Source organism: Qipengyuania profundimaris (assembly GCF_030717945.1).
Taxonomy (GTDB): Bacteria; Pseudomonadota; Alphaproteobacteria; order Sphingomonadales; family Sphingomonadaceae; genus Qipengyuania; species Qipengyuania profundimaris.
On the sequence record NZ_JAVAIM010000001.1, the window covers coordinates 877224 to 903880 of the forward strand.

A 26657-nucleotide genomic window follows, 5' to 3' on the forward strand; every position below is an offset into this window, starting at 1 on the left:
TACAAGCCGGCCCTCTCGTTCAATCCTGAGTTATCGTTAGAACTTGAACTCGCCTGTCACGAAAACCCGGCGCGGATCACCGTAGAAGCCGGTGAGGTTGCCCTCCAGCCCCAGCACCGATCCGGTCACGAAGTCGTAGCCGGCAACGATATACCGTTTGTCGAACAGGTTCTTGCCGTGGACGCCGATCGACCAGCGATCGCTGTCGGCGGTGTAGACGATGCTCGCATCCACCAGCGCGTAGGCATCCTGATCGAGCGGGCCGGGCAGTTCGAACTGGCTGGAATCGCCGCGCATCGAAACCGTGCCGATGAAATCGACGATGCCGCTGGCGACGGGCAGGCCGAGGTCGAAGCTGGCATTGGCGGTGAAGTCGGGTGTGTTCTGGAACACCCGCTGGTCTGCCACATCGTTGCCGAACGGGTCGATGAAGGTGTTGTACTCGGCGTCGAGATAGCCGACAGCCCAGTTGAAGTTCAACCGGCTGCCAGCACCGGCGAAGTCCCGCCCGACCAGCGCGCTGCCTTCGAATTCGATGCCGTTGACATCGGCATCGCCCGCGTTGGAAGTCACGCCGACGAAGGTGTCGCTGACGCCGTCGCCATCGGTATCGACACCGACCGAGCCCGGGATCTGGATATTGGTGTAGTCGCCCTTGAAAATGGCGAGCGCGAGAAACAGCCGGTCTTCGAGCAGATTAGCCTTCCAGCCGAGCTCGTAGCTATCGACCTTCTCCGGTGCGAAGCGGAGGAACTCGAACTGATCATCGTAATCGACATCGCCGTCCTGGTCGATGTCCGGCGCCAGCGAGGTCTGGCCGCGCGGGTCGAAACCGCCGCCCTTGAAGCCTTTGGAATAGGTGAAATAGACCGTGTGGTTGTAGCTCGGCTTGTAAGCGATCGAGGCGCGCGGGGTAAATTCCTTGAACGTCTCGCTGCCGGTGAAATCGCTCGTCACGGCGATGGGGATGGCATCGGACGGCGGGAAAAGGTCCGAATAACCGCCGATGAAGGTCGTGCGCAGGATGCGACTGGTCCGTTTGTCCCATGTGTAGCGTCCGCCGAGCGACAGGCTCAACTGGTCGGTGATATCGTAGGTGAAATCGCCGAAGATCGACCACGTCTCCGTGCCGACGTCGCCCAGGGTCTGTGCGTTCAGGCCGGGCAGGCCGACCAGCGCACCAGTGGTGAACAGCGCCACGTCGAACGCGGTAAAGGCGTTGGCATCGAGATAATAGGCGCCAAGCACGCCGTTCAGGCGGTCGCTTTCATAGAGCAGCTGCAGTTCCTGACTGAACTGGTCGTTCTCGTAAATCGCCGGAACGTCGAGGTCGGCGGCGGGAAGGCTATCGAAATCGATCGGCGTGGTCGACTTGTCCTCGCGGTACCCTGTGATCGATTTCAGCGTGATCGTGTCGCTGACTTCATAGGCGATGGTCAGGCCGCCGCCGTAGGCTTCGACCTCCTGTTCGATCACGTCGAGTCCGGCCCGCGTGTCGTAGACGCTGTCGAGGATCGGTGCGCCGCTGAATTGGCCGACGAGCAAGCGGGCGCCCTGACGCGGATCGGAATTGTCTTTCACATAGTCGCCGGACAAGCGGATGAAGAGCGGACCGTTGTCGAACTCGAGCGTGCCGCGGGCGGCCCAGACGTCCTTGTTGTAGTTCTCGACGCCGTCCTGGACGAGGTTATCGCCGAAGCCCCCGCGCGAAAGGCGTGCGCCGCTGGCGCCGATCTTCAGCGTGTCGCTGATCGGCGTGGAAGCCGATACGATCAGGTCCGCCTGATCGTAATTGCCCAGCGTTCCGTGCACCTTGACCTGCGTTTCGTCGGGCAGCCGGGCGGTCACATATTTGATCGCGCCGCCGATGGTATTGCGGCCGTAAAGAGTGCCTTGCGGACCGCGCAGCACTTCGATTTGAGCCACATCGTACACATCCAGCACGGCAGCCTGCGGGCGGTTGATATAAACGTCGTCCACATAAAGGCCGACACCCGCCTCGAAGCCGGCGACCGGATCCTGCTGACCGACGCCGCGCACGAAAGCGCTGAGCGTGGTGTTGGTGCCGCGGCTGACTTCCAGCGTCACGTTGGGCACTTCCTGCGCAATCTGGGTGAGGTCCTGCGTGCCACGCTTTTCCAGTTCTTCGCCGGAGATAGCAGTGACGGCCAGCGGAACGTCGGTAATACGCTCCGCCCGGCGACGCGCCGTAACGACGATCACATTATCTATCGCCCCCTGATCGTTATCGAGCATAACTTCATCGTCTATTTCCTGAGCGACGGCGGGTGTCGCCACCAATGTGGCCGTCGCCACTCCGGCAAGTAGGGCGCACATCGAAAGCCTGGTGCCACGCATAATGTAATCCTCCCACAGATGTTTTCTCGTTACGCCTTCGATACTGAAACCTGAACCACCTTTCAAGTTCGATCTTGCAGTCGATGCCGGTCGCGCTTAAAACGTCGGCGGAAGGGGCGGTGAATGCAGCAACTTACGGACACGGCCGATCGCGTCCCGCGGACCGAGCGCGGGCGCAAGACCTTGCGCAAACTGCTCGATGCCGCTGCGGCCGAATTTGCCGAGAGCGGCTTTCACGAAGCGTCAATCAGCGGGATCACCAAGCGCGCGGGTGTGGCCTTGGGGACCTTCTACACCTATTACGATAGCAAGGACGCGATCTTCCGTGCTCTCGTCGGCGACATGAGCGAGGCAGTCGGGGCCGCAGCGCGCGACGCGATCAAGCCGGACATGGACCCGCTCGCCGTGGAGCAAGCGGCCTTGCTGGCCTTTCTGGAATTCGCTGCCGAGCACAAGGAAGTCTACCGCATCATCGACGAGGCCGAGTTCGTCGATCCCGATAGCTATCGGGCACATTACGAGCGGATCGCAGATCGTATCGAGCAGCGGCTCAAGGCTGGTGGCGGGTCGGAAGACCTCCGCGCAGATTTGGGCGAGCCGGAAGCTTGGGCAGTGATGGGGATCAACGTGTTTCTCGGTTTGCGCTATGCGATCTGGGCGAAGGATGGCGATCCGGATGCAGCCACCGTAGCCGCGGCTGCAAACCGCCTGCTCCGCATTGGTATCGCAGGTCCGGACAGCGATTAAGCGTCGGAACGCGCGCGCCTTTCGCCCGTTGAGAGGGCAAAGGAGAATTCATATGATCGGCAAGGTAATCGGAGCATTCGTAGGCGACAGGATCGCCAAGCAGACCAAGGGCGTCGGTGGCGCGACGGGTGCGGCACTGGGTGTGGTGGCAACCACCATGCTTCGCCGTATGAGCCTGCCCGCGATGCTTGCGCTGGGCGCAGGCGGCTATGTCGCCAAAAAGTTCATGGACAAGAAGGATGCGGAAGATCGGCAGACACCGCCCGCCCCGTCGACCGCACCTTCCGCGACTACGACGACGAAGGCTGCATAACCGCATCGGCAGATAACGAAAAAGCCGCCTCACCGGGCGGCTTTTTTGTGCCTGCTTCGAGGAACGGTGGTGGGGCTTCGAGGAACGGTGGTGGGCGCGGCAAGGATTGAACTTGCGACCCCACCCGTGTGAAGGGTGGTTTTTGGACCATATGGACTTTCATGGAAATTCCAAATCACTGAATTATCATAATTAAATTGACGGCGTGTCCACTGGCGTCCACCTAGTTTTTCATGGAAATTTCATGGACGGTGCGACCCAGATGACCGATCTAAGTAAGCTTGGACATCGCGAAGCCTTGCGACCTCGCAAGGGCGATGAACCCCATTGGCAACGCCTAAGGCCGGGTTGTTTCTTGGGCTACCGGCCAGCTATGGCGGGAGGAGCCGGCAATTGGCTTGTCCGTGTCTACGAGCCGGAGAAGCGGAAATACGTTCGCAAGGCCTTGGGTTCCTATCCAGCATCGGCGCGAAATGAGGTTTTCGCAGCTGCAAAAAAGGATGCCGAAGCGTGGGCGGCTGAGGTGGACTGTGGCGGTGCCCTGCCTTCTGATATCGTTACCGTAAAGGATGCATGTGAGGCCTACCTAAAGGTCAAACCTGGGACGATTGCCGCGGGAGTGTTCCGGCGTCATGTGTATGATGATCCTATTTCTAGCCAAAAATTAGACAAGCTGCGACGCCACCACTTAGAAGCGTGGAGGGCGCGTTTAGAAGCTGCTCCGGCCCTGCTGAGCAGAAGCAAGAAGGGTCCAGCAGTAACAAAGGTCCGCGCGCCGAGTACCATCAACCGAGATATGGTGCCCGTTCGAGCTGCGCTAAATCGTGTGCTGCCACATGGCCGACCAAACTCAGACGCAGCGTGGCAAGAAGCCCTCCGACCCATTCAAGGGGCGGACTCACGACGCACAACTTACCTCAACCGTGATGAGCGAGAGCTGTTGATAAACGCGATGCCCGAAGACGCTGGCAGGTTCTTTAAAGCGATGTGCGTTCTGCCTCTTAGACCGGGTGCTGTTGCTAGTCTCAATACTGGCGATTTTGAGCCACGTACCCGCACCCTGATGGTTCTTAAGGACAAAGCAAAGCCCAAGCGCCAAATCACGGTCCCCCCTAGCATTTCGGACTATCTGGCAGAACAGGTCGAAGGAAAGCGAGCCGACGAAGCGATTTTCACGCGAAGTGACGGGGCACGATGGACCAAGGACAAATGGAAGCACCCAATCAAGAATGCAGCCTCGATTGTCGATCTTTCCGAGGAGATAACCGCCTATACCCTGCGGCATTCCGCGATAACTGATCTAGTGATCGCTGGAGTGCCACTCATGATCATAGCTCAGATTTCAGGAACAAGCGTTACGGTGATCGAGAAGCACTATGCACACCTCATCAGAAAAGTTGCCGAGGATGCACTAGATGGATTGGTTTTCTAGCTCGTCCCAAGCCCAACTAAGAAAATTTTTTCAAAACGGCGCCGGAACTGCCCTCGACCATTCTATAATGGAGATAAGCCAAATAGAACGGAGCTTATCAATGTCAGACTATTCCGCCGCGGAAACTCCCAGAGGCAAGAGGCTACCGGCCTTTGCGTTCAGTGTTGCCGAAGTGGCCGAGATTACCGCTCTCTCCCGCTCAACTATATATGAGGCTATAATTACCGGTGAACTGCCTGCAAAAAAACGTGGCCGACGAAGGTTGATCTTGGCTGGAGACCTTGAAACGTTCTTGAAGGGACTTCCATCGACGAACCCTGAGTGAACCTTGAAGCGGCTATAGGCAGCATAGGGTGTGCTGGTATCCGCGTAACTAGGCTGGTTATTGCCAATTTTCCCGTCAGCAATGCGCCCCAATTTTGGACGTACAGACGCTCTCTAAAAATACCTGAAAGCGGACTGGCGGCTTTGTCTTGGTCATGAGCATGCGAATGCCGGGTTATGGGTGCAAGGCGGACCGTCTGGTTTTGCAGGCAAAGTCAGAGAAACGGACATTGCTACTCAGTCGAGGTCGCCGCGGGGAGTACCGGTTCACTCGGACGGTTCGTCGCTGGAATCCAGCCATCCTGGCGGGTCGTTCGACCATTCCTCACCGTGCTTGTATTCCAGCTCGCCAAGCTGCTGCGACTTTACCGCGTCGCGGATCGAGCGGAGAGCTTCCTCCCACTCGGCCCCATTCGCAAATGTAAACGCATCGAAGCGGACTTCATCACGGCCCCCGAAATCGAGAAGGCCGTGGGCGAATATCTGAGTGCCCGGTTCCTCGCATACGCTGACTTGGAACCAAGGGAAGTCATCGCCTAGCCTGACATCACTTTGGATTGCCCAGTCGTTCGAGCGCTGAAACTCCTCGAGGAGCGCTTCGACCCTGGGCCACTGATCCTTCCCGGCGAGAAGGGTGAAGCCAGCATTTGGGCTGATCGAGGTGCCGCCATTTCTGAGCGGGTTGTGGCAACTTCTATCCATGGTGAGGCTGGTCGTGGTGAATGCTGCCACAAGTACGCAGGCAGCAGCGCACACTAGGACGGCCATGCGGACGTTGCCGACTTCCTCAGGATCGCCTCGACCACGAACAAGTGCCCAGAACACTGCGCCACCTATCGCACCGGCGGCGCCAAAGGCGAGGACCATTCCGAGATTATTGAGCCGTCCAGCGCCTGTGTAAGTACCGCCAACCACTGTCGCGGTGCCGCCAATGGAAGCATTATCCGCTGCTGGTCCAGTCAGCACCAGAAAAGCAGGAATGGCCGCACCTACAACGAACCCGGCGAGCGCCGCCGTCATCAACTTAACCTTACTGGCGGAGCGCGCTGCCAAGTACAGAGGTAAGCCCAAGACAAATGCCAATACTGCTACGACCGCGAAGGTAAGCGGGAACAGACGTATTCCACCCATGAAGAGCGAAATCGCAGCAGCAACCAACCCGGCAGCGATAATCATGCTGCAAATGACGACGATGGTTTTCCGCAAAGCGGTTCCCTCCCGGTTTCTCAAGTAGGGGCAGGATACCAAAAAGTTGTCAGCAGGATGCCACTCTATCCGCTTAACGGGAGCTTTCTTGATCCAAATCCGAACGGCAGCTTTGCGAACGGAGATGCCAGTCCAGGAACGTCCGCAATCGGGCCGCTTGCAGACTGTCAGCTTTTCAACTGATGGATTCGCAAACGGACGCTCTGCCCCAAAGATGTCGCTATTGGCACGCGCCTATTCGCAGCAGCTGCGCGATGCAGGAGATTCGCAGGGCTATCCTTAGCATTACGTATCGGAGAGCGCCCTCCACTCACCATTGATGCGGGAAAGTTTAGGTCGCGCATCATCTCTTAAACGCTGAGGCAGGAGCACTGATGGTAGATCCTGGTACGAAACCGGTCGCAGGAACCGTCCTATGGCAAGCGTTCCGACAGAAGTGCTGCGTCCGTCGGAAGTGGCTGGGAATGGACCGCCATGGACCATGGCGTGGGTTACGTCGACACCGGTTGGCCAAGCATTGGCGATAATCCGGCCGGCGCGTTGTTCGAGGATGGGCAGGAGCTTCGCCGCATCGTCGTAGTCTGCTTCGATCATATGCAGCGTTGTGGTGAGCTGGCCCTCGAGTTCGTCGAGAACCTGTGCAACCTCGCGGAGGTCCTTGCAGCGCACCACGATCGAACTGGGGCCAAAAATCTCCTGCTCGAAGGCAGGGTCCGCTAGGAAGTCGGAACCCGTCGCAGTGTAAACATGCGCGCGTCCGCAGGCCGATGAGCCCTCTTCGCCCACGCCTACCAGCTCAGCGCCCGACAGCCCGCCCAGCGTCTCGATCCCGCTGCGGTAGGCGTCGCTGATGCCGCTGGTAAGCATGGTCTGCGCAGGAACCGCTCCAAGCGCGTCCTTTACGGCAACGAGGAAGCGGCTGGTCGCTTCGCTCTCAACCGTCAATAGGATACCCGGGTTGGTGCAGAACTGGCCTGCTCCCAGCGAAAGCGAGCCGACATAGGCCGATGCGAGTTCTTCTGCAGATTGCTCCAGTTTGCCGGGCATCAGAACCACAGGATTGATGCTGCTCATTTCGGCGTAGACCGGGATTGGCACTTCTCGCTCCGCAGCGCGCTTCATCAGGGCCAGCCCACCCGCGCGCGAGCCCGTGAAACCGACTGCAGCGATCCGCGGGTCGCTCACCAATGCTTCGCCAAGCGCATAGTCCGTGCCACTCAGAACCGAGAAAGTGCCTGCAGGAAGGCCGCACTCGCTGACCGCCTCCGCAATCGCGCCCGCCACCAGTTCCGACGTGCCCGGATGAGCAGGGTGCCCCTTGACGACCACGCAGCACCCGGCGGCAAACGCCGATGCGGTGTCGCCCCCCGCGACCGAAAAGGCGAGCGGGAAATTGCTCGCGCCAAACACGGCAACGGGGCCGACCGGTATCTTGCGCATCCTGAGGTCCGGCTTGGGCGGAGTACGGCTGGGGTCGGCATGATCGATGCGCAGGTCTTGCCACCCACCGTCCTCAACCTCTTCTGCGAACAGCCGCAGTTGGCCGACGGTCCGGCCGCGTTCCCCGGTCAGGCGCGCCTCGGGCAGGCCGCTTTCCGCCATAGCCCGCCGGGTGAGATCATCTCCGAGCGCATCGATCTTGTCGGCGGCGAGGCGAAGGAATTTTGCGCGTTCCGCCAAGGGCAGCGCGCCGAACACCTTCTGGGCTTCGGCGGCCGCGGCGCAGGCATCGGCGACGTCCTGCTTCGTAGCCTCGGCGAAGTCGGGGCCGAGCGCATCGCCGCTAGCGGCGTCGACGGCCGTGAAGGTCCCGTCACCGTTCCGCCATTCGCCCGCGACTAAATTCTTGCCTGTCAGCATCCCGATTTCTCCAAAATTACATTCTTTGCATGATCTGAAAACGCAGCTTGCCAAGCCGCGAATTTCGGTGAAAGGTAGCGCTACCATAACTGGACGATTGTGCAACAGCACGACGAGGGGAGAGAATTTTGGACAATGCGCATTCCGGCGCCAATATGGCGCTGATCACCGCGATCGTGGCCGTTGCCACACTGGGCGGTTTCCTGTTCGGTTTCGATAGCGGCGTCATCAACGGGACGGTGGACGGCTTGCGGATCGCTTTCGATTCGGACGATGTCGGAACCGGCTTCAATGTCGCCTCCATGCTGCTCGGCTGCGCGGTCGGTGCATTCGTCGCGGGACGTCTGTCGGACATTCTGGGTCGCCGACGGACACTGCTGATCGCGGCGGCCTTTTTCGTCATCAGCGCGTATGGGTCCGGGATTGCCGGTTCCTCGACCGAATTCGTGATCTATCGCATCATCGGCGGTTTCGCGGTCGGCGCAGCGAGCGTTTTGGCGCCTGCCTACATAAGCGAGGTCACTCCGGCGCATCTTCGCGGTCGGCTTTCCAGCTTGCAACAAGTGATGATCATCGTCGGCCTGACGGCGGCGTTTTTGTCGAACTATCTGCTCGCCGAATACGCCGGTTCCTCGACCGAGGCGTTCTGGATGGGCTTCGAGGCGTGGCGCTGGATGTTCTGGATGGAGCTGATCCCGGCGATCATCTTCCTCGTTGCTCTGCTCTTCATCCCCGAAAGCCCGCGCTATCTCGTTACGCGAGGCGAAGGCGGCCAGGCACGTACCGTGCTCGAGCGCCTGTTCGGCGGCAATGTCGCGGCCCGCAAGGTCAGCGAGATCGAGACCTCGATTTCCAACGATCATGCTCCGCGCCTGTCCGACCTCGTCGACAAGACGAGCGGGAAGATCCGCACGATCGTCTGGGTGGGCATCGGGCTGGCCGTTTTCCAGCAGCTCGTCGGCATCAACGTCGTCTTCTATTATGGCGCGGTTCTGTGGCAGGCGGTCGGCTTCAGCGAATCCGATGCACTCAAGATCAACATCCTGAGCGGTTCGATCTCGATCGGCTCGGTTATCCTTGCCATCGCCCTGATCGACCGGCTGGGGCGCAAGCCGCTGCTGCTGATCGGCTCGATAGGCATGGCGATCACGCTGGGGATCATGGCCATCGCGTTCATGAGCGGCTCGCTTGTCGAAGGAACGCTTGAGCTGTCAGACAATGCCGGCCTCGCGGCGCTAATTGCTGCGAATGTATATGTGGCGTTCTTCAACTTCAGCTGGGGCCCGGTCATGTGGGTCATGCTGGGCGAGATGTTCCCCAACCAGATCCGCGGGTCCGGCTTGGCGGTGAGCGGATTTGCGCAGTGGATCGCAAACTTCGGTATCACGATGACCTTTCCGATTATGCTGGCCGGTATCGGCCTTTCGGGGGCCTATGGTTTCTATGCGATCAGTGCTGCCATTTCGATCGTGTTCGTCTGGGTGATGGTCCGCGAAACCAAGGGGCTGGAGCTCGAGGAAATGCAGGGTTAGGCCCTGTCCGTATGAGCGAAGAAATGCCCGCAGGCCGCAGGAAAGTCCGCGTCGTCGTTCTCGGCGGCGGCACGGCGGGCTGGATGACGGCGGCGGGCATCGCGAAACTGCTGCCCGATCTTGCCGATGTCGCGCTCGTCGAGAGCGAGGACATCGGCATCGTCGGCGTGGGGGAGGCCACGCTGCCGCACATTCGCGGCTTCGTCGAAACGCTCGGCATCGACGAAGCGGCTTTCATGAAGGCCACCCATGCGACTTACAAGCTGGGCATCGACTTCCGCGATTTCGGGCGTATCGGCGAAAGTTATATCCACCCGTTCGGCTCCTTCGGCGAAGAGCTGAGGGGGGTCAGCTTCCATCACTACTGGCTCGAATTGCAGCGGCAAGGCCTTGCCCGCCCGCTGGGCGACTATTCGCTCGCCGTGGCCGCCGCGCAGGCCAACCGGTTTCGCCCACCGGCACAGGATACCAGTCTGGCCTCGACCTATGGCTATGCCTACCAGTTCGACGCGACGCTGTTCGGCCCCTTCATTCGCGAGTTCGGCCTGTCGATCGGGGTCGAGCGTCACGAAGGCAAGGTCACGTCGCTCGACCGCGATAGCGCGGATGGCGATGTAACTGCATTGGTGCTCGAAGATGGCCGCCGGATCGAAGGCGACCTGTTCGTGGACTGCTCGGGCTTCCGCTCGCTCCTGCTGGGGCAGGAATTGAAGGAAGAATGGGAGGACTGGACCCACTGGCTGCCCTGCGACCGCGCGGCGGCAATGCCATGCAGCCATGTTACCGATGACATCCGACCCTATACCACGGCGACTGCCATGCCGGCCGGGTGGCGCTGGCAGATCCCGCTGCAGCACCGCATGGGTAATGGGTATGTGTTCTCCAGCGCGCAAATCTCCGAAGAAGAAGCCTGCGAGGCGATTATGGGAGCCGCGGAGGGTGAACCGCTGGCCGATCCGCGCATACTGCGTTTCCGCCCCGGTCGTCGACGCCATTCCTGGAGCCACAATGTCATCGGCGTGGGCCTGGCGAGCGGATTCCTCGAACCGCTCGAATCGACCTCTATATACTTGGCGCAAATGGCAATTACCTACCTGATCGAGCTGTTCCCGCAGGACGGCGCGATCGACCCGCGCGACCGGGCGGAATTCAACCGCCTGGTCGACATGGAATACGATCGCGTCCGCGATTTCCTGATCCTGCACTACCATGCGACCACGCGCGACGATTCCGAATTCTGGAACCATGTGCGCACGATGACCGTGCCCGACAGCCTCGCCGATAAGCTGGAACTGTGGCGCAAGGCGGCCCGGATCGAGAAATATTCCGACGGGCTGTTTTACGATGCCAGCTGGATTGCGGTCTATGTCGGGCAGGGGATGCTGCCGGAACGGCACGATACGCGGCCTGCGCTCGGCAATCCGCAACAGCTTGCTCAGGCGACGGAGCGCCTTCGCGAAGCAGTCTTGCGGGAGGTCGGGGCCATGCCGAACCATCGCGAGTATTTGCGCGGAGAGGCCGCCCGCCTCGCGGACGCGGCATGAGCGTGCCGCGTGACCCGTGTCGCCGCATCGTCGTCGTCGGTGGCGGGCAGGTCGGCATCCTCGCCGCCGCCGCGCTGCGCCAGGCCATGCCGGTCAGCCAGGTCGTGCTGGTGGGGCAGCAGCCGAATCCCGCTTCCTTCGCGGATTTCGCGCCGACGTCCCTGCCGAATTCCACCTCGATGCATGAGCGGCTGGGCCTGGAGGAGAGCGAGATAGTCCTGAAGGCAGGTGGCAGCTATCGGCTGGTTACGCGGTTTCAGGGATGGAGCGCCGCGGGCGAAGAGGGCCTCTTTTCCTATGGCGAAACGCTCGACCCGACGCTCAAGACCGCTTTCTCGCGCGAATGGGGCGCGACACGGCAGCTGGGCCGCACCGACCGGCGGCAGGGCTCGATCGCGCAAGTGCTGGCCGAAGCAGGCCGCTTCGCACCACCACCGCCCGACCAGCAGACGCCGCTGTCGGAGGTCGATTATGCGCTGCGCTGGAACCCGGCCGCCTATCGCGACCTGCTGATCGAGCGCGCGCAGGCATTGGGCGTCGACTACATCGAAGGTCAGATCGAGGCTGTCGAGGTCGGCGAGGGCGCATCGATTGGGGCGATCCGGCTGGCCGGTCAGGGCCGGGTCGAGGCAGATCTGTTCGTCGATTGCAGCGGACCGGCCGCCACCCTGTCCGCCTCGCATCCCGATTTCGCCCTGATCGACTGGTCGGACACTTTGCCAACACGCATGGTATATGTCGGACGGCCTACCGATACGGTAATTGCTCTCGAAGACCGTGTTTCGCTGGTGGACACGGGTTGGGTGACGCAAGTTGCGGGCCGCGACGGTCTCCATACGATGCTGGGAACGGGCGAAGGCGTCGATCGCGACGCGGCGCTAGCGACACTTGGTGCGCCGGCACTGGCTGCGATCAATCTGAGTTCCGGGAGAATTGCCGAACCCTGGCTCGGCAACGTGATCGCGATCGGCGATGCCTGTGCGCGTTTCGAGCCTGTCGGTCCCTATCATCTCGACCTGGCGCACCGCCAAATCGAGTTGTTGCTGGAAATGCTGCCCGGTAAGCATATCGAACCCCTAGAACGTGACGAGTACAACCGCCGGTCGATCATGATGATGGAGGCGGTGCACGAAACGCTGGCAATCCATTTCGCCGCGACGCGCGCCCAGACGATTTTCGGCAAGCGACCGCTGCCGGGCCGTCTGGCGGACGAGCTCGATCAGTTCCGGCGTCGCGGTCGCATCCTGTTCCGCGAAGAAGACCCGCTGTTGGCGCAGGAGCGTTTCGCGCTGCTGGTCGCGCTGGGTTTCACGCCCGGTCTCCCGCCTGCGGCGCATAACGCTGATGCCGCCGTGGAAGAGCAAGCCCACCGCGACTTCGCTGCTCGGGCGCAAGCGGCAATCGATTTTGCGCCGCCCTATGCACAATGGCTCGCTTCGGTCAGCCAGCAGTCCCCAATGCGCGCCGGATAAGCCCGCGCATTTGAGCGAACAGTTCCGGATTTGGCGGTCCGAGAATGCCTTTTGCCTGACCGGGCAAATGGGCTGCAGGATCGCCGGATCGCTCGAAAACATAATAGTCCAGCATCTCGCGCCAAACTGCGCGCTGGTCCGCCGGTAAATGCTTGAAGGCGAGCATGGCGTGTAGCAACGCATCATAGGGGCTGCCGACCCCGTCCGGCTTGCCCGGCGCCCACCAGTAATTGACGAGGATGCTCACCGGCTCGAGCGATTCGACGCTGTGCCACCAACCATAGGGGATGTAGATCGCATCGCCCGGCTCGAGCGTCGCGACCTCCGCCTCGCTCCAGGCATCGGCAAAGCGTGGAAACTCTTCGAGATCCGGTTCGGCGAGATCGACCATGCTCACCGGCGTCCCGGCAGGCGTCAGTTCGAAGGGGCCCGGATAAAGATCCGCGGTTCGCTGCGGGGGAAACAGCGTAAAGCGCCGCCGCCCCGCTACGCAACAGGCGACATTCTCCTTCGCATCGTAATGCGGCGCGACGCGGATGCGGTTGCCGATCCAGATGCGCGGCGCGACATCGGGGAGAAGCGCGAGCACGTTCTCCCGCGCGAAAGGCGGGGCAAGTGCCTCTACACTCTCCGACTGCACGGCCATTGCGGGCGGTGCATCGATCGTTTTCGCTTTCAGGAGATCGCCGAGAAATGCTGGTAAGGGCCCGCTCGCCTTGACGAAGTTGAGCGACCGCAGGTCGTCGGTGTAGAAAAAGCGTCCTCCGGCTCTCGGCGGTGCCGCGATCGCATCGACAGGCCGACTGGCGGAGCGATCGATCAAATACTGGCAGATGGCCTCGTCACTTCGCCGCGCCGCCTCGACTGCGGGCCATGACCCGACCAGCCCGCGCAAAATCACGGGGCGTGTTGCCGAGCGGATGTCTTCGAAAGCTTCGCGAGTGACTGGCGCTTCGATCTCGGGGATCGGCGCGGGCGCTGGCAGTTCGGTCATGCGATACGGCGTTCTTCGGCTGCCATCGCCCCACCACGCTGCTGCAGGAATTGGTCCTGCGTCGGCAATTGCTGCGTCGTCTGTGCGATTACGCCGCGTATATGCGCAAGCCGAGTCAGTGTTTCTTCGTCGTCCAGCACACGGGCGACGGGATGGTGACTTTGCGGCAGAATGCCCTGTCCCAGCATGACGGCAAGCCAGCTGGCCTCGGTGAAAAGCTCGTTGTTTTCGCGGAAAATACGGCCCGAGCTGCGGAACATCTCGATCTTTTCGCGTAAACCGTCGGGTGCCTCGAGGTTGCGGCAATAGCGCCAGAACTCCGAGTCATCGCGCTCCGTGGCGCTGTAATGGAGGACGAGGAAGTCGCGGATATCGGCATATTCGCGATCGGTTTCCGCATTGAACCGCGCGATCTCGACTTCGCAGAAGCTCTTGTCGGGAAACAGCGATAACAGCCGGGCAATCCCCGACTGAACCAGATGGATCGATGTCGATTCCAGTGGCTCGAGAAATCCTGCCGCAAGCCCCAGCGCGATCACGTTCTTTTCCCAAGCGCGCGCGGTGGCCTGCCTTGAAGCTGAGCTGGTTCGGCTCGGCCAAGGGTTCTCCATCGAGGTTGGCGAGCAGAAGATCGGTGGCTTTTGCGCGATCCATATGCTCGGAGGCGAAGACATGGCCGTTGCCGAGCCGGTGCTGGAGCGGAATGCGCCATTGCCATCCTGCAGCGCGCGCTGTGGATCGGGTCAGAGGCTCGTTTCTGCCGCCGAGGGAACAAGGCACCGCGACGGCACTGTCGCATGGAAGCCAGCGCGACCAGTCTTTAAAGGGGACGGCGAGCGTTTGCCCCAGCAAAAGCGAGCGAAACCCCGAGCAGTCGATGAACAGTTCGCCCTCGACCTTTTTGCCATGGTCGAGAGAAACGCCGGTTACGAAGCCGGTCTCGCCGTTTTGATGCACTTCGACCACGCGGCCCTCGATGCGCTCAACGCCGCTGCCCTCCGCCAAACTGCGCAGGAAGCTCGCATAGCGGGCGGCATCGAACTGGAAGGCGTAGGCAAGCTTCGCCATCGGGGATTTGGTGTCGGGTCGCGGCCAGTCGAACTTGCCGGCCTTCCCGGCCATTGCAGCTATCGAATAGGCGTCGACCGGCGTTGTGTCACCGAGCTCGTTACCGCGGATCCAGAAGTGCTGGAATTCGATACCCAGCATGTCGAGGCCGTAGGTTCCGAAGGGATGGACATAGGAGTGCCCCGGCCGAAGCCAATCTACGAACTCGATCCCCAATTTATACGTCGCGCGGGTTTCCCGCACGAACTGCATCTCGTCGAGGCCGAGCATGCGGTTGAAACCGATAATTTGCGGGATTGTCGCCTCGCCGACGCCAACCGTGCCGATCGCCTCGCTCTCCACGAGGGTAATCGAGAATCCGGGTAGTTTCCCCAAGACATGGGAAAGCGCGGCCGCGGCCATCCAGCCAGAGGACCCGCCGCCGACAATGACGACTTTCGCAACCGGGCCGGCAGTCACGAGGCAATGCTCGACAAGGGCGCGGCAAGTGGTTCGTCAAGATGCCACCCGTTCGATTGGCGAATAAAGGCTTCATGCGCTGGCAGCTTTTCCGCCGTTTCGCGATAGGCGGCACGCATTTGATGCATCGCTGCCGCGACCCGGTCGGGATCGAGCGAATCGGCAATGGCGTCGTAGCTTTCCGGCCAGATGTTTTGGCCCAGCATGACGGCAATCCAGCTATCGGCGACGAAAAGCTCGGCATTTTCGCGGAAAACGCGGCCATGCAATCGCCAAAGATCAATCTTCCGTGCCAGGCTTGCCGGTACTTCCATATCGCGCACGTATCGCCAGAATTCGGTGTCGCCGCGTTGCGTGGCCTTGTAGTGCAGAATGATGAAGTCGCGCACGTCTTCGTAGAGCTCGCGCATGCCGCGATTGTATTCGTCGCGCTCGATGGGGCTGACCGGGTTGTCGGGGAAGAGCGCGAACAGCCGCGCGATACCGTTCTGAATGAGATGAATGCTGGTCGATTCGAGTGGCTCGATGAACCCCGACGACAAGCCGAGCGAGACGACATTGTGGCTCCAAGCTTTCTTTCGCATTCCGGTGCAAAAGCGCAGGGTTCGCGGTTCGGCCAGAGGTTCGCCGTCCAGGTTCGCCATGAGAATCTCCCGCGCCTCGTCCTCTTGCATATAGCCGCTGGAAAACACGTGACCGTTACCGGTTCGGTGTTGGAGCGGGATGCGCCATTGCCACCCGGCGCCATGCGCGGTCGAGCGCGTGAAGGGGGGCGGTGTTCCTACATTCCGTGACGGGACTGCAATGGCGCGGTCCATCGGCAACCAGTGGCTCCAGTCTTCATAGCCGGCTTCAAGGGTGTCTTCGATCAGAAGGCCACGGAAGCCGGAACAGTCGATGAACAGGTCGCCTTCTACTCTTGTATCGTTCTCGAGGACGACAGCTTGGACATCGCCGGATTCTCCATGGCGTTCGACGGTCTCGATCTTGCCCTCGATGCGCCTTACACCTCGTTGTTCAGCCATTTTGCGCAGGAAAGCCGCATAGAGGCCGGCATCGAAATGGTAGGCATAGGCGATCTGGTTTACGACCGATTTCGCCCCCGGCGCCGGTCGCGCGAACTTTCCCGCCATGGCCGCCGCGGTGCTCATGGAATAATCGCCGATCGTGCCAGAGCCTGCACCTCGTGCCTGCTCGCGCAGGAACAGTTGATGGAAGGCGATACCGTGAAAGGATTGGCCATAGCTGCCGAACGGGTGGAAATAGCGGTCGCCTTGCCTGCCCCAGTTCACGAACTCGATGCCGAGCTTGTAGGTGCCGCGCGTCGCGCGCAGAAATTCATCTTCGCGAATGTCCAGCATCGCGTTGAAATTTGCGATCGGCGGGATGGTCGCCTCGCCAACTCCGACGGTCCCGATCGCATCGGATTCGACCAGCGTGATCCTGCGCCGCCCATCGTTGAAGAAGCGCGCCAGCGCCGCAGCAGCCATCCAGCCGGCGGTGCCGCCGCCCACGATTACGACCCGTTCGATCCGATTTACGTTACCGATACCATTCACCTGTCCCATGGGGTGTCAGTCCTATCGCCTCTCGGAGTTGTTGGCAATTTGCCACAGTATTTCGGCAATCAGCCCATCTACCCTCTTGCCAAGCCCGACACATCCCGATAACTAAATTGGTCGAGGAAAAGCAAGCTGCCGCAATATAGTGGTAGCGCTAACATGGGAGGGATGGTCTTATGGCCAAGGCGATGTCCAGCCGCGGTATGCGTGCAGACGGACAAGACGTACTCAGAAAATCGTTTTTGCGGACCGGGGCTTCGGCTCTTGTGGTGAGCAGTCTGATCTGCAGTTCGGGGGCTTTTGCGCAGGACATCGAGGAAGAGGCCGAGCCGGCCGAAGACAATGTGATTGTCGTTTCCGGCATCCGGCAGTCGCTGGCCAATGCGCAGGATATCAAGCGCGATGCCGACACGGTTGTCGATGCGATTACCGCCGAAGACATCGGCGCCCTGCCGGACCGCTCCGTCACCGAGGCGCTGCAGCGTGTCCCCGGTGTCGCGATCAACCGGTTCGCGGGTTCGAACGACCCCGACCACTTCTCCGTCGAGGGTTCGGGCGTTGTCGTTCGTGGCCTCAACTTCGTTCGTTCGGAGTTCAATGGCCGCACGGCTTTCGCTGCCGGTGTCGGCGGTCAGGCGCTGAACTTCGCCGATGTCCCTTCGGAGCTGCTCGGCTCGGTCATCATCAGCAAGAACGCGACCGCCAACATGATCGAAGGCGGCCTTGCCGGCACGGTCAATCTCAATACGCGCAAGCCGTTCGACAGCAATTCCGACGACCTTAAGATCGCTCTGAGTGCGGAAGCCAATTACGGCGATTTCCGCAAGGAATGGACGCCGACGTTCTCGGGTTTGCTGAGCAAATCCTGGACCACCGATGCAGGTCGCTTCGGCCTGCTGATCAGCGGCGCCTATTCGCAGATCAAGAGCCGCGCTGATGGTTTGCAGATTGCGAACTATCAGACGCGCGATGGCCAACTGGTGGCGATTGCCAATACCGCCGACCGGTTCGTTTGTCGCAATCCGTTGCCGTCGGGCACCGACACGACCACGCTGCCACCGCCAAATTCGGCCTGCGGCACGGAAGGCGCCGCAGGTGCCGATGGTTTCGCCGATTATGCCGATTATCGCGTTGCGCCGGTCGGCGGTCAGTTCCGCACCCAGGATTTCAATCGCAAGCGCGACGGTATCAGTGCCGCAGCCCAGTGGGAAAGCCTCGACGAGCGGACGCGGGTAACTGCGGAATTCATCCGGTCGCACACCACCAACCGATGGGGTGAATACACCTACGAAACGGCTCCCGATCTTTCCGAATATTCGACCTATCCGATCGGTTGTCAGCAGAACGCCAACGGCCCGAACGTGATCGACAGCAATGGCGTGATCGATCCGAACGACGAAACGCCGCCGCGTGCCCAGTGCCCTGTCGGTGGGTTCACCGACTACGTTTACGACGAAAACGGCCTGTTCCAGTCGGGATACATCGTCGACGCTTCGAACGGCTGGCGCGGCGACCCCGGTACGTCGCCCTTTGTTCCAATCGGCGGATCCCAGTTTTCACTGGCCCGTCGTCAGGTGCTCGATGAGACGACGAATGATGACTACAGCCTCAACCTCGAACACCAGCTGACCGATCGGCTGCAGGTCAGGCTCGACGCGCAGTATGCGACGTCGCGCAAGGAAAATCTCGATTTCAGCGTGTTCGGATCGAATTTCGCCGATCAGGAGCTGGATCTCACCGGAGACTATCCGGTCATCATACCGCATCGTCCCCAATTCCTCGGCTATACCTGGTCGGCGCCGTCGGAAGCCTTGGCGAATGCGGACGATGCGCAATATTTCAGCGATCCGCGCTTCCAGTTCTGGCGTGCCGCGATGGACCACGCCGAGGATAGCGAAGGCGACCAGTTCGCCTTTGCAAACGACTGGGCGTATGATTTCGACGAAGATTCGTTCATCCGTCGGGCACGTTTCGGCGGGCGTTTCCAGACCCGCGACCAGACGGTTCGCTACACCACCTATAACTGGGGTATGCTCAGCGAGACCTGGTCCGGTAGTCGCCCCGTCAATTTCGCGGATACGCCGGAAGGTGCTTCGGAACGATACGAATTCCCGAACTTCTTCCGCGGGGAAGTCCCCGGCCCTCCGGGTGCCTTCTACTACAGCGGCGACCTGATCGACGATTATCAAGGTTCGGTCGACTTCTTGCGATCGGTTCAGGACCGGGCAATCGAACTCGGCGCTGCTCCGACGTGGAATCCGCTGGCCGGCCGTGACGGTGCAATCGACGGTACGCCCTATCTGCCTTCCGACATCCAGACGGTTAAGCAGGACGATTACGCGGCCTACCTCATGCTCGAGTTTGGCAGCGACAACCTGTTCGGCAATCTGCGGATGTCGGGCAATGTGGGTGTTCGGTACGTCAAGTCGGACATCAAGTCGGCGACCTTCCGGACCGCAGGCACGCGAGACGGCCTCGGTATCGCGCAAGACTTCGATGTGCGATGCGCTCCGCGTGCGCGACCCGAGGCTGCAGGTGGCGGTACCGCTATTCCTGGCGGTATCTGCAACCGAGGTCAGGAATTCTACGAAGGATTGCAGAATTTCGCCGACGGTGTGTTCATCTTCAACCAGGTCAATAACGAGTATGATTACTGGTTGCCCAGTGCCAACCTGCGCTTCGGAATTACCGATGATCTGATCCTGCGCCTCGCCGGATCGAAGGTGATGACGCGCCCCGAGAACAGCTACATCCGCAACTACTTCACGGCCAGCATCGACAATTCGGGCAACTTCACCGGAACGGCGGGTGCGCCCGATCTGCTTCCGGCGACAGCCTGGCAGTTCGATGCAAGTCTGGAATGGTACTTCGCCAGGGTCGGATCGTTGACGTTGAACGGCTTCTACAAGTCGGTCGAAAACTTCTTCTTCCAGTCCGTCCGTACGGAAACGATCACGAATGCCAGCGGGGAATCGCGCGATATTACCATTCGCGGCCCTGCCAACTTCGATGGCACCGGCAAGATCAAGGGCTTCGAGGTCGCATACCAGCAGACCTACGAGTTCCTCCCGGCGCCGCTCGATGGATTGGGAATGCAGGCGAACTATACCTACATCGACAGTTCGGGCCTGCCCAATACCTTCCTGAACGGTGGCAACGTTCCGAACGATTCCACCGTTCCGCCCGGCAACTTGCCGTTGGAGCAGTTGTCGAAGCACAATGTGAACGTGGCTGGCTTTTACGAGAAGGGGCCGATCTCGCTCCGTGCAGCTTACAACTGGCGTTCGCGCTTCCTGCTGACGGCTTCGGACGTGATCTTCCCGTACTACTCGATTTTCAACGAGCCGACGGGACAGCTGGACGCCTCGCTGTTCATTAATCTCAAGAGCATTTTGGATCTCCCGGGCGATCTTCGGGTGGGCGTCCAGGGTGTGAATCTGCTCAACGAGGTGACGAAGACCACGCAGGCGTACACGGGCAATCCGGACGATCTGGCACCGCGGTCCTACTTCATGAATGACCGCCGGTTCTCCTTCATCATTCGCGGCAATTTCTAAGCCCCGCGATTGATCCTCCCGGAAAGGGCCGCGCTACCGCATCCGGTAGCGCGGCCCTTTCTTTTTCGCGTACTGTAAGCGACCGGCCGACAGTTCCGGCCGTTGCTAACGAGACGATACGTGTCGCTCACGCAGCAAAAGGCCGCGCCACTGCAAGAGTGACGCGGCCCCTTTGTCCAAACCGTCTGTGTGCGAGTTAGGCTGCCTCGATCAGCGCCTGAGCGATAGCCGTCCGCATCGGTTTTGCTTCGTAGTCCGAGCTGTAGGGCGTGCCGCGGACCTCCAGGCCGTCGGTCCGCTCGGCCGGATCGAAATATTGCAGCCAGTTGAATTTATCGACCATGCCCCAGGCAAGGATGTCGTCGAGATGTGCATCATAGTCGAGCATCACGTCGAAATAGCGCCGCGTATAATCGGCAATCTTGCGATCTCGCTCCGGGATGTCGGCAGGCAGGGCCTTGTCCTTCACATCGAACTCCGTGATGAGCAGCCGCAATCCCATGCCGGTAACTTCGTCCAGGAAACGGCGCCACTCGCGCTCCGCATAAGGACCAACCCCGGTCGCAGGGTCGATCTCGAACATCTCGATATGCGATTGGATACCGAGTGCATCGACCGGGGTGCCGCGTTTCATCATCCCTTCCAGCAAGCGCAGGACGTCGTCGCAGTGCTCTCGGTGAGCAGGTTCCCAGCTCATGTAGTCATTGTAGACCAACTGACCGTTGGGGAGTTGCTCACGCGCCACGTGGAAGGCCAGGTCGATGACTGCCTCGGGGCTTCCCATCGCGCGTGACAGACTCGTTTCGATCGGCGCGTTGCGTTCGTGATCGATCGCCTCATTCACGACATCGTAGCTGGTGATGACGCCGCGGTAGCGGTCGGTCACTGCCCGAATATGCTCCGTGACCAGGCGTTCGGCCTCGGCGACGGGATTTGGGCCATAGTCGTAGTTGTTGAGCCATTCCGGAAACCACTGCGGCCGGTGCCACAAGAGGGTGTGGCCGCGCAGGGCCATTCCGTTCGTCCGCGCCCAGGCAGCAATATCGTCCATACGTGAGAAATCGAATGTATCGGGATCCGGCCGGACGGTCTGCCACTTCATCTCGTTTTCAGGGACAACCATGCCGCATTCGGCTTTGATCAAATCGGTATAGCGTGGGTTCTGGACCGATCCGGCGTCGGTACGTCCCGGCGTGGATGCGATCGCGCTGCCGAAATATCGCCCGCCGCGCTGCGCCAGCGCATTCAGCGACGGCTTGGGATAGCGCGTAGCCGCAGAAGCGGTGTCCATCGTGCCCGTTGCTGCATCCGATAGCCCGCCGGTACACGATACCAGCGGAAGTGCTGCCAGCCCCGCAAGGGCCTGGCGGCGCGAGACTTGGAAGTCGCTTGGCATTCTCTTTGCTCTCCTAGACGATTTGTACATCGATGGCTTGAAGCTCGGCGGAGCTGGCGCCGGCCGATAGCTTGACCGGGCCGGGCTCGTTCACTTCCTGCATCTCGCGATTCCAGATCGTGAGCTGGTCCGGCTCGATAGCGAAGGTGAGCGTCCGCTGTTCACCGGGCTGCAGCGTCACCCGCTCGAAACCCTTGAGCTCGAGCACGGGACGTGTGACCGAAACATCGGTTCGGGTGATGTAAAGCTGGACCACCTCGTCGCCTGCCCGCTCGCCGGTATTGCGGACATCGACTTCGACCCGGATGGCTTCGTTCAGCGAATAGGATGCCTTGCTCGTACGGGGCGGGGAAATGACGAACGAGGTGTAGGACAACCCGTGGCCGAAGGGAAACAACGGCCCCTTATTGTCGAACAGGTAACCCCGCCGTGCACTGGGCTTGTGGTTGTAGAAGTAGGGTATCTGTCCTTCGTTGCGAACGACCGTCACCGGAAGCTTCGCCCCCGGATTGATATCGCCGAGCAGCGCTTCGGCCACGGCGATACCACCCTCCTGTCCCGGGTACCAGCATTCCAGGATCGCGTCGGCCTTTTCGACGACATTGGGCCAGCTGGGCGGGCGCCCGTTATAGGCAGCGACGATCAGCGGCTTGCCGAGTTCGGCCAGGGCATCGACCAGTTCGTTCTGCTCGCCGACGATGTCGATATCGGTGCGATCGCCAAGGTGGTTGGTGGCGAAACCTTCGCGGCTCGTCTGTTCGGTATCCCCGATCGCAAGGATGATCGTATCCGCGGTCTTGGCGACTTCGACCGCCTCTTCGATGAGGCGCAGGTTTTCCTCTCGATCGGCGAGATAGACCAGGTCTTGCGAACGATCCTCGCTTGTCGTGATGAACACGCCCTGCGCGGTAACGAAGTCCGCTTCGGGTGCGACCTGCCGCAAGCCTTCGATAAGGCTGATCGTCTGCTTCGGGACACTCGAATAGCCGCCAAGCCGGGCGATCGCGTGGTTGGGTCCGATTACGGCAACGCGGCCCATCCTCGCGCGGTCGAGTGGCAACGCGCCGCCTTTATTGGTCAGGAGGCAGACGCCTTTGCGCGCCGCCTCGAGCGCTAAGGCGCGTGCTTCGGCATTGCCGGTTAGGCGTTGCGAGAGCGCCGCATCGCCGTATGGATTTTCGAACAGGCCGGCGCGAAATTTCAGGGTCAGCATCCGCGCGCAGGCCGTATCGACCAACGATTGCTCGACACGTCCTTCGTTCACCGCGTCGACCAGCGTCGCAAACGCCATGCCTTCGGGCAATTCGCTGTCGACCCCGGCAACGAGCGCCTGGCGCGCTGCGTCCTCGAGATCGTCGGCTACACCATGAAGTGTGGCCAGTTCGTGCACGCCGCCGTAGTCGCTGACGATTGCGCCATCGAAGCCCCATTCTCCGCGCAGGATCTCTCCCAGCAGCCAGATGTTGGCGTGGCTGGGAATACCATCGATCTCGTTATAGCTCGGCATGACGCTGCGGATGGACGTACGCCGGACGATTTCGCGAAATGGGGGGAAGAAGTTCTCCCGCAGGTCACGCTCCGAAATCTGGGCGGGAGCTACATTGTTGCCTGCCTCGGGCTGGCCGTGGCCGGTCATATGCTTGAGCGTTGCGAAGACCTTGCCATCGGCCAGCTTCTCGAACTTTCCTTTGCCTTGCAGACCCTCGACGGCGGCCACGCCCATTTCCCCGACCAGATAGGGATCCTCGCCCCAGGTCTCCTCGATCCGGCCCCAACGCGGGTCACGGACGATGTCGACAACCGGGCTCAGGACCAGGGGTACCCCGCGCGAGCGAACCTCGCGCGCGGTTGTCGACTGAACCCGCCGCATCAGGTCGAGATCGAAACTGCCTGCGAGCGCAATTGCTTGCGGGAACATGGTTGCTTCGGTCGCCATGTAGCCGTGTAGCGATTCCTCATGCAGCAATACCGGAATGCCGAGGCGCGTGTCCTCCAGCGCCCAACGCTGAAGCGCATTGATGAACTCGACCGTCTGTTCGGGCGTGCGCCAGCGAGCAGCCGTGCCTCCTGCCGCTCCGCTGATGCCGGGCACGCCGCGCTTGTCGCTGGGCCGGGTGACATGTCCGATCCCGTGCGGGAAGGCTGCACTCGCGCGCTCAGGAACGAATGCCAGATCGTCGATCATGTCGCTTTTCGCTGCCCAGGCGGTGCGGATTTGCGCGACCTTTTCCTCCAGCGTCATGCGCGCCATCAGGTCGGCCACGCGGGCCGGGATCGGTGCCGCAGCGTCACGGTAGAGCGGCCCGGTTTGCGCAAAAGCGATCGGGGCCTGCGTTACCGCGATAGCGGACAGGCTACCCCCGGCAAAAAGCTTCAGCGCCGAGCGGCGACTGACGCTCACGGCTGCACCGTAACAGTCACTTCCTGAAGGTCCTGCGAGTTCGGGCCGACCATGAGCGTGAATTCGCCGGGCTCGATGACACGCTCCATTTCGCGGTTCCACAGCATGAAAGCGCGCGGTTCGATCGTGACATCGACCTGCTGCGTTTCGCCTGGCTGGAGGGTGACACGCTGGAAGCCGGCAAGTTCCTTGACCGGCCGCGTGACCGAGCTGATCTCGTCGCGCAGATAGACCTGCACGACCTCGTCGCCAGCCATATCGCCGGTGTTCGTGACCGACACGCGCACGGTGACGGGCGAGCCAGCGGTAATCGTGGACGCAGACGCGACCGGTTCTCCGAACTCGAACGTCGTATACGATAGGCCATAACCGAAGGGATAAAGCGGCGTCACCTCGTCGAAGAGGTAGCCGCGCCGCGCGCTCGGCTTGTAGTTATAGAAATTGGGCAGCTGGCCGACGTTGCGCGCCGTGGTGACCGGCATCTTGCCGCCCGGATTGACCTCGCCGAACAGAGCCTTGGCGATAGCCGTGCCCTGCTGCTCCCCGGCATACCACGTCTCGAGGATGGCATCGGCCTCTTCGGCTACGGTCGGATAGCTCGGCGGCCTTCCATTCACGAGGACGACGACGATCGGCTTTCCGAGAGCCTTGAGCGCTTCGAACAGCTCGTTCTGTTCCCCGACCAGGTCGAGGCTGGTGCGATCGCCGAGATGTTCGGGCGCCCAGCCTTCGCGGCTGGTTTTTTCGGTGTCGCCGACAAAAAGGAGAATAGTATCGGCGTCGCGGGCGACTTCGACGGCCTCGGCGATGCGGCGGCGATTTTCGACCGGATCGCCGAGTTCGACCTCGTCTTCCCACCAATCGTCATCGCCCTTGGTAATTTCGACGCCAAGCGCATGAACAATGTTGGCGCGGTCTCCTGCAAGAGCCCGAATACCTTCGAGCGGGGTGACGCTTGCGCGCGGTTCGCCGTAATATCCGCCAAGGCGGGCGACGTCCGCATTGGGCCCGATCACGGCAATTGTTGGTTTGTTCACCCCGCCAGTCGGTAGGTCAAGCGGAAGGACACCGTCGTTCTTGAGAAGAATTAGGGATTTCTCGGCAGCCTTCAGGGCGAGGGCGACACCCTCCGGACCGTTGGAGGTCTTGGCAAGCGCGAGATCCGGCCAGGGATTGTCGAAAATACCGGCGTTGAATTTCATCGTTAGGAAGCGGCGGGTTGCAGTGTCGATCGCTTCCATCGAAACTCGCCCTTCACGAACGCTTTCGGCCAGATTTTCGAAGCCATCTCCTTCCGGCAGGTCGACATCTACGCCCGAGACCAAGGCGAGTTCGCCGGCCGCCTTGTAATCGGGGACGATCTGATGGAGCCGCGCCATGTCCTCGATTGCGTAATAGTCGGAAACGACCGCGCCCCTGTAACCCCATTCGCCGCGCAGCACGTCATTGAGGAGCCAGGAATTGGAGTGTGAGGGAATGCCGTCGATCTCGTTATAGCTCGCCATGACGGCGTCGATGGCAGTGCGGGACACAACCTGCTCGAACGGCGGGAAGAACATTTCGCGCAAGGTGCGTTCGCTGATTTGTGCCGGTCCCACATTGGTGCCGCTCTCTGGCTGGCCGTGACCCGTCATGTGCTTGAGGGTGGCCATGACCTGGCCGTCGCGCAACTTGCGGTCGGTGCCGGGGCCGGTCAGCCCTTCTACCGAGGCAACACCCATTTCGCCGACAAGGTAGGGATCCTCGCCGAAGGTCTCTTCGATCCGGCCCCAGCGCGAATCGCGCGCGACGTCGACAACCGGGGAGAGGACCAGATGGACGCCGCGCGCGCGGACCTCGCCAGCAATCAGGTCGTTGATCTCGCGGACGAGATCGGGATCCCAGGTGCTGGCCAGGCCAATGGATTGCGGAAAAGCCGTCGCGTCTTTCGCCGCGAAACCGTGAAGCGATTCCTCGTGGAAGAGGACGGGAATGCCGAGACGGGTGTTCTCCATCGCCCAACGCTGTGCATCGATCACATACTGGATGCTGTCCTCGATGCTCCGGCGCGGCACTTCGCGCGGACTGGAGGGGCCGAGACGATCGGAAGGACGCGCGATCTGACCGATCCCGTGGGGATAGCGTGCTGCCGCCTTTGCGGGATCGAACACATCGCCGTCGGCCTGGATCTCGTTCTTACTGTTCCAGACGGTGATGAGCTGAGCGACTTTCTCGTCCAGCGTCATTCGCGAAAGCAGGTCTTCGACGCGCTGTTCGACCGGGAGCGATGCGTCCCAGTAAGGCGCGTCGGCCATCGCCCGCTCGACCGCGACGTCCTGTGCCGAAGCAGCAGGTATCGCAATTGGTGCCAGCGCCGCCAGACAAAGACCGAGTGTAAGCGTCGTGCGCTTGAATTTCCGCATTAATCGTCCCTCTCCCCTGCGCGGGACTTG

Annotated in this window: 16 protein-coding genes and 1 pseudogene; 8 read left to right on the plus strand and 9 right to left on the minus strand. The window is 61.1% G+C overall.

All coding sequences use genetic code 11. The annotated features are described in order from the left end of the window. Positions 1-36: 36 nt before the first annotated feature. Positions 37-2358: a TonB-dependent receptor gene (locus tag Q9K02_RS04385; RefSeq protein WP_305931792.1), complete on the minus strand. Its 2322-nt coding sequence runs from the start codon at positions 2356-2358 to the stop codon at positions 37-39. A gap of 123 nt (positions 2359-2481) precedes the next feature. Here Q9K02_RS04385 and Q9K02_RS04390 point away from each other — a divergent pair, with 123 nt between their 5' ends. The 4 genes from Q9K02_RS04390 (at position 2482) to Q9K02_RS14545 (ending at position 5175) form a co-directional block, all read left to right on the plus strand. Beyond that, positions 2482-3105 (plus strand): TetR/AcrR family transcriptional regulator, encoded by a 624-nt coding sequence (locus tag Q9K02_RS04390; RefSeq protein WP_305931793.1) that lies wholly within the window; start codon positions 2482-2484, stop codon positions 3103-3105. Between the two features lie 52 nt (positions 3106-3157). Further along, on the plus strand, positions 3158-3418 hold the full coding sequence (locus Q9K02_RS04395) for a hypothetical protein (RefSeq protein WP_305931794.1): 261 nt from the start codon (positions 3158-3160) through the stop codon (positions 3416-3418). 244 nt (positions 3419-3662) lie between these two features. Continuing rightward, positions 3663-4850 carry a tyrosine-type recombinase/integrase gene (locus Q9K02_RS04400; RefSeq protein WP_305931795.1) on the plus strand — a complete coding sequence of 396 codons (1188 nt, stop codon included), beginning with the start codon at positions 3663-3665 and terminating at the stop codon, positions 4848-4850. 100 nt (positions 4851-4950) lie between these two features. Next, positions 4951-5175: a helix-turn-helix domain-containing protein gene (locus Q9K02_RS14545; protein WP_422785406.1), complete on the plus strand. Its 225-nt coding sequence runs from the start codon at positions 4951-4953 to the stop codon at positions 5173-5175. A gap of 266 nt (positions 5176-5441) precedes the next feature. On the opposite strand, the gene Q9K02_RS04405 is transcribed toward Q9K02_RS14545, so the two are convergent. After that, positions 5442-6350 carry a threonine/serine exporter family protein gene (locus Q9K02_RS04405; RefSeq protein ID WP_305931796.1) on the minus strand — a complete coding sequence of 303 codons (909 nt, stop codon included), beginning with the start codon at positions 6348-6350 and terminating at the stop codon, positions 5442-5444. 315 nt (positions 6351-6665) lie between these two features. Continuing rightward, positions 6666-8240, minus strand: coding sequence for an aldehyde dehydrogenase (NADP(+)) (locus tag Q9K02_RS04410; protein WP_305931797.1), 1575 nt, complete (start codon positions 8238-8240; stop codon positions 6666-6668). Positions 8241-8365: 125 nt separating this feature from the next. On the opposite strand from Q9K02_RS04410, the gene Q9K02_RS04415 reads away from it, so the two are divergent. Genes Q9K02_RS04415 through Q9K02_RS04425 form a run of 3 tightly spaced genes read left to right on the plus strand, consistent with a single transcriptional unit; the run spans position 8366 to position 12788 of the window. Beyond that, positions 8366-9772, plus strand: coding sequence for a sugar porter family MFS transporter (locus tag Q9K02_RS04415; RefSeq protein WP_422785443.1), 1407 nt, complete (start codon positions 8366-8368; stop codon positions 9770-9772). Between the two features lie 11 nt (positions 9773-9783). Further along, complete coding sequence (locus Q9K02_RS04420; protein ID WP_305931799.1) at positions 9784-11316, plus strand: tryptophan halogenase family protein; 1533 nt, start codon at positions 9784-9786, stop codon at positions 11314-11316. Beyond that, positions 11313-12788 (plus strand): FAD-dependent oxidoreductase, encoded by a 1476-nt coding sequence (locus Q9K02_RS04425; protein ID WP_305931800.1) that lies wholly within the window; start codon positions 11313-11315, stop codon positions 12786-12788. The genes Q9K02_RS04420 and Q9K02_RS04425 overlap by 4 nt, the downstream gene beginning before the upstream one ends. Here Q9K02_RS04425 and Q9K02_RS04430 read toward each other — a convergent pair. From Q9K02_RS04430 to Q9K02_RS04445, 3 genes and pseudogenes are all read right to left on the minus strand, one after another. Further along, the gene (locus Q9K02_RS04430; RefSeq protein WP_305931801.1) at positions 12757-13782 is read right to left on the minus strand and encodes a cupin-like domain-containing protein; all 1026 of its coding nucleotides are present in this window, start codon (positions 13780-13782) and stop codon (positions 12757-12759) included. The two genes, Q9K02_RS04425 and Q9K02_RS04430, sit on opposite strands and share 32 nt — an antisense overlap. Then, positions 13779-15252 (minus strand): annotated as a pseudogene (locus Q9K02_RS14550) (tryptophan halogenase family protein). Before Q9K02_RS14550 ends, Q9K02_RS04430 begins: the two are co-directional and overlap by 4 nt. A 53-nt stretch (positions 15253-15305) precedes the next feature. Continuing rightward, entirely contained in the window at positions 15306-16877 is a 1572-nt protein-coding gene (locus tag Q9K02_RS04445) for a tryptophan halogenase family protein (protein WP_305931803.1), read from the minus strand. 263 nt (positions 16878-17140) lie between these two features. Between Q9K02_RS04445 and Q9K02_RS04450 the strand changes: the two genes are divergently transcribed. After that, positions 17141-20428: a TonB-dependent receptor gene (locus Q9K02_RS04450; RefSeq protein WP_305931804.1), complete on the plus strand. Its 3288-nt coding sequence runs from the start codon at positions 17141-17143 to the stop codon at positions 20426-20428. 196 nt (positions 20429-20624) lie between these two features. On the opposite strand, the gene Q9K02_RS04455 is transcribed toward Q9K02_RS04450, so the two are convergent. From Q9K02_RS04455 to Q9K02_RS04465, 3 genes are read right to left on the minus strand one after another with little or no spacing between them, the layout of a single operon-like run. Then, positions 20625-21824 (minus strand): endo-1,4-beta-xylanase, encoded by a 1200-nt coding sequence (locus tag Q9K02_RS04455; RefSeq protein ID WP_305931805.1) that lies wholly within the window; start codon positions 21822-21824, stop codon positions 20625-20627. A gap of 13 nt (positions 21825-21837) precedes the next feature. Further along, entirely contained in the window at positions 21838-24225 is a 2388-nt protein-coding gene (locus tag Q9K02_RS04460) for a glycoside hydrolase family 3 N-terminal domain-containing protein (RefSeq protein ID WP_305931806.1), read from the minus strand. Next, positions 24222-26627, minus strand: a complete 2406-nt coding sequence (locus Q9K02_RS04465) for a glycoside hydrolase family 3 N-terminal domain-containing protein (RefSeq protein ID WP_422785407.1) — start codon at positions 26625-26627, stop codon at positions 24222-24224. Before Q9K02_RS04465 ends, Q9K02_RS04460 begins: the two co-directional genes overlap by 4 nt. Between the last annotated feature and the right edge of the window lie 30 nt (positions 26628-26657).

Bases quoted from the DNA above. Each gene is read 5' to 3' on its own strand.
- Q9K02_RS04385 (WP_305931792.1), bottom strand. From the start codon at position 2,358: ATGCGTGGCACCAGGCTTTCGATGTGCGCCCTACTTGCCGGAGTGGCG.
- Q9K02_RS04390 (WP_305931793.1), top strand. From the start codon at position 2,482: ATGCAGCAACTTACGGACACGGCCGATCGCGTCCCGCGGACCGAGCGC.
- Q9K02_RS04395 (WP_305931794.1), top strand. From the start codon at position 3,158: ATGATCGGCAAGGTAATCGGAGCATTCGTAGGCGACAGGATCGCCAAG.
- Q9K02_RS04400 (WP_305931795.1), top strand. From the start codon at position 3,663: ATGGACGGTGCGACCCAGATGACCGATCTAAGTAAGCTTGGACATCGC.
- Q9K02_RS14545 (WP_422785406.1), top strand. From the start codon at position 4,951: ATGTCAGACTATTCCGCCGCGGAAACTCCCAGAGGCAAGAGGCTACCG.
- Q9K02_RS04405 (WP_305931796.1), bottom strand. From the start codon at position 6,350: ATGATTATCGCTGCCGGGTTGGTTGCTGCTGCGATTTCGCTCTTCATG.
- Q9K02_RS04410 (WP_305931797.1), bottom strand. From the start codon at position 8,240: ATGCTGACAGGCAAGAATTTAGTCGCGGGCGAATGGCGGAACGGTGAC.
- Q9K02_RS04420 (WP_305931799.1), top strand. From the start codon at position 9,784: ATGAGCGAAGAAATGCCCGCAGGCCGCAGGAAAGTCCGCGTCGTCGTT.
- Q9K02_RS04425 (WP_305931800.1), top strand. From the start codon at position 11,313: ATGAGCGTGCCGCGTGACCCGTGTCGCCGCATCGTCGTCGTCGGTGGC.
- Q9K02_RS04430 (WP_305931801.1), bottom strand. From the start codon at position 13,782: ATGACCGAACTGCCAGCGCCCGCGCCGATCCCCGAGATCGAAGCGCCA.
- Q9K02_RS04445 (WP_305931803.1), bottom strand. From the start codon at position 16,877: ATGGGACAGGTGAATGGTATCGGTAACGTAAATCGGATCGAACGGGTC.
- Q9K02_RS04455 (WP_305931805.1), bottom strand. From the start codon at position 21,824: ATGCCAAGCGACTTCCAAGTCTCGCGCCGCCAGGCCCTTGCGGGGCTG.
- Q9K02_RS04465 (WP_422785407.1), bottom strand. From the start codon at position 26,627: ATGCGGAAATTCAAGCGCACGACGCTTACACTCGGTCTTTGTCTGGCG.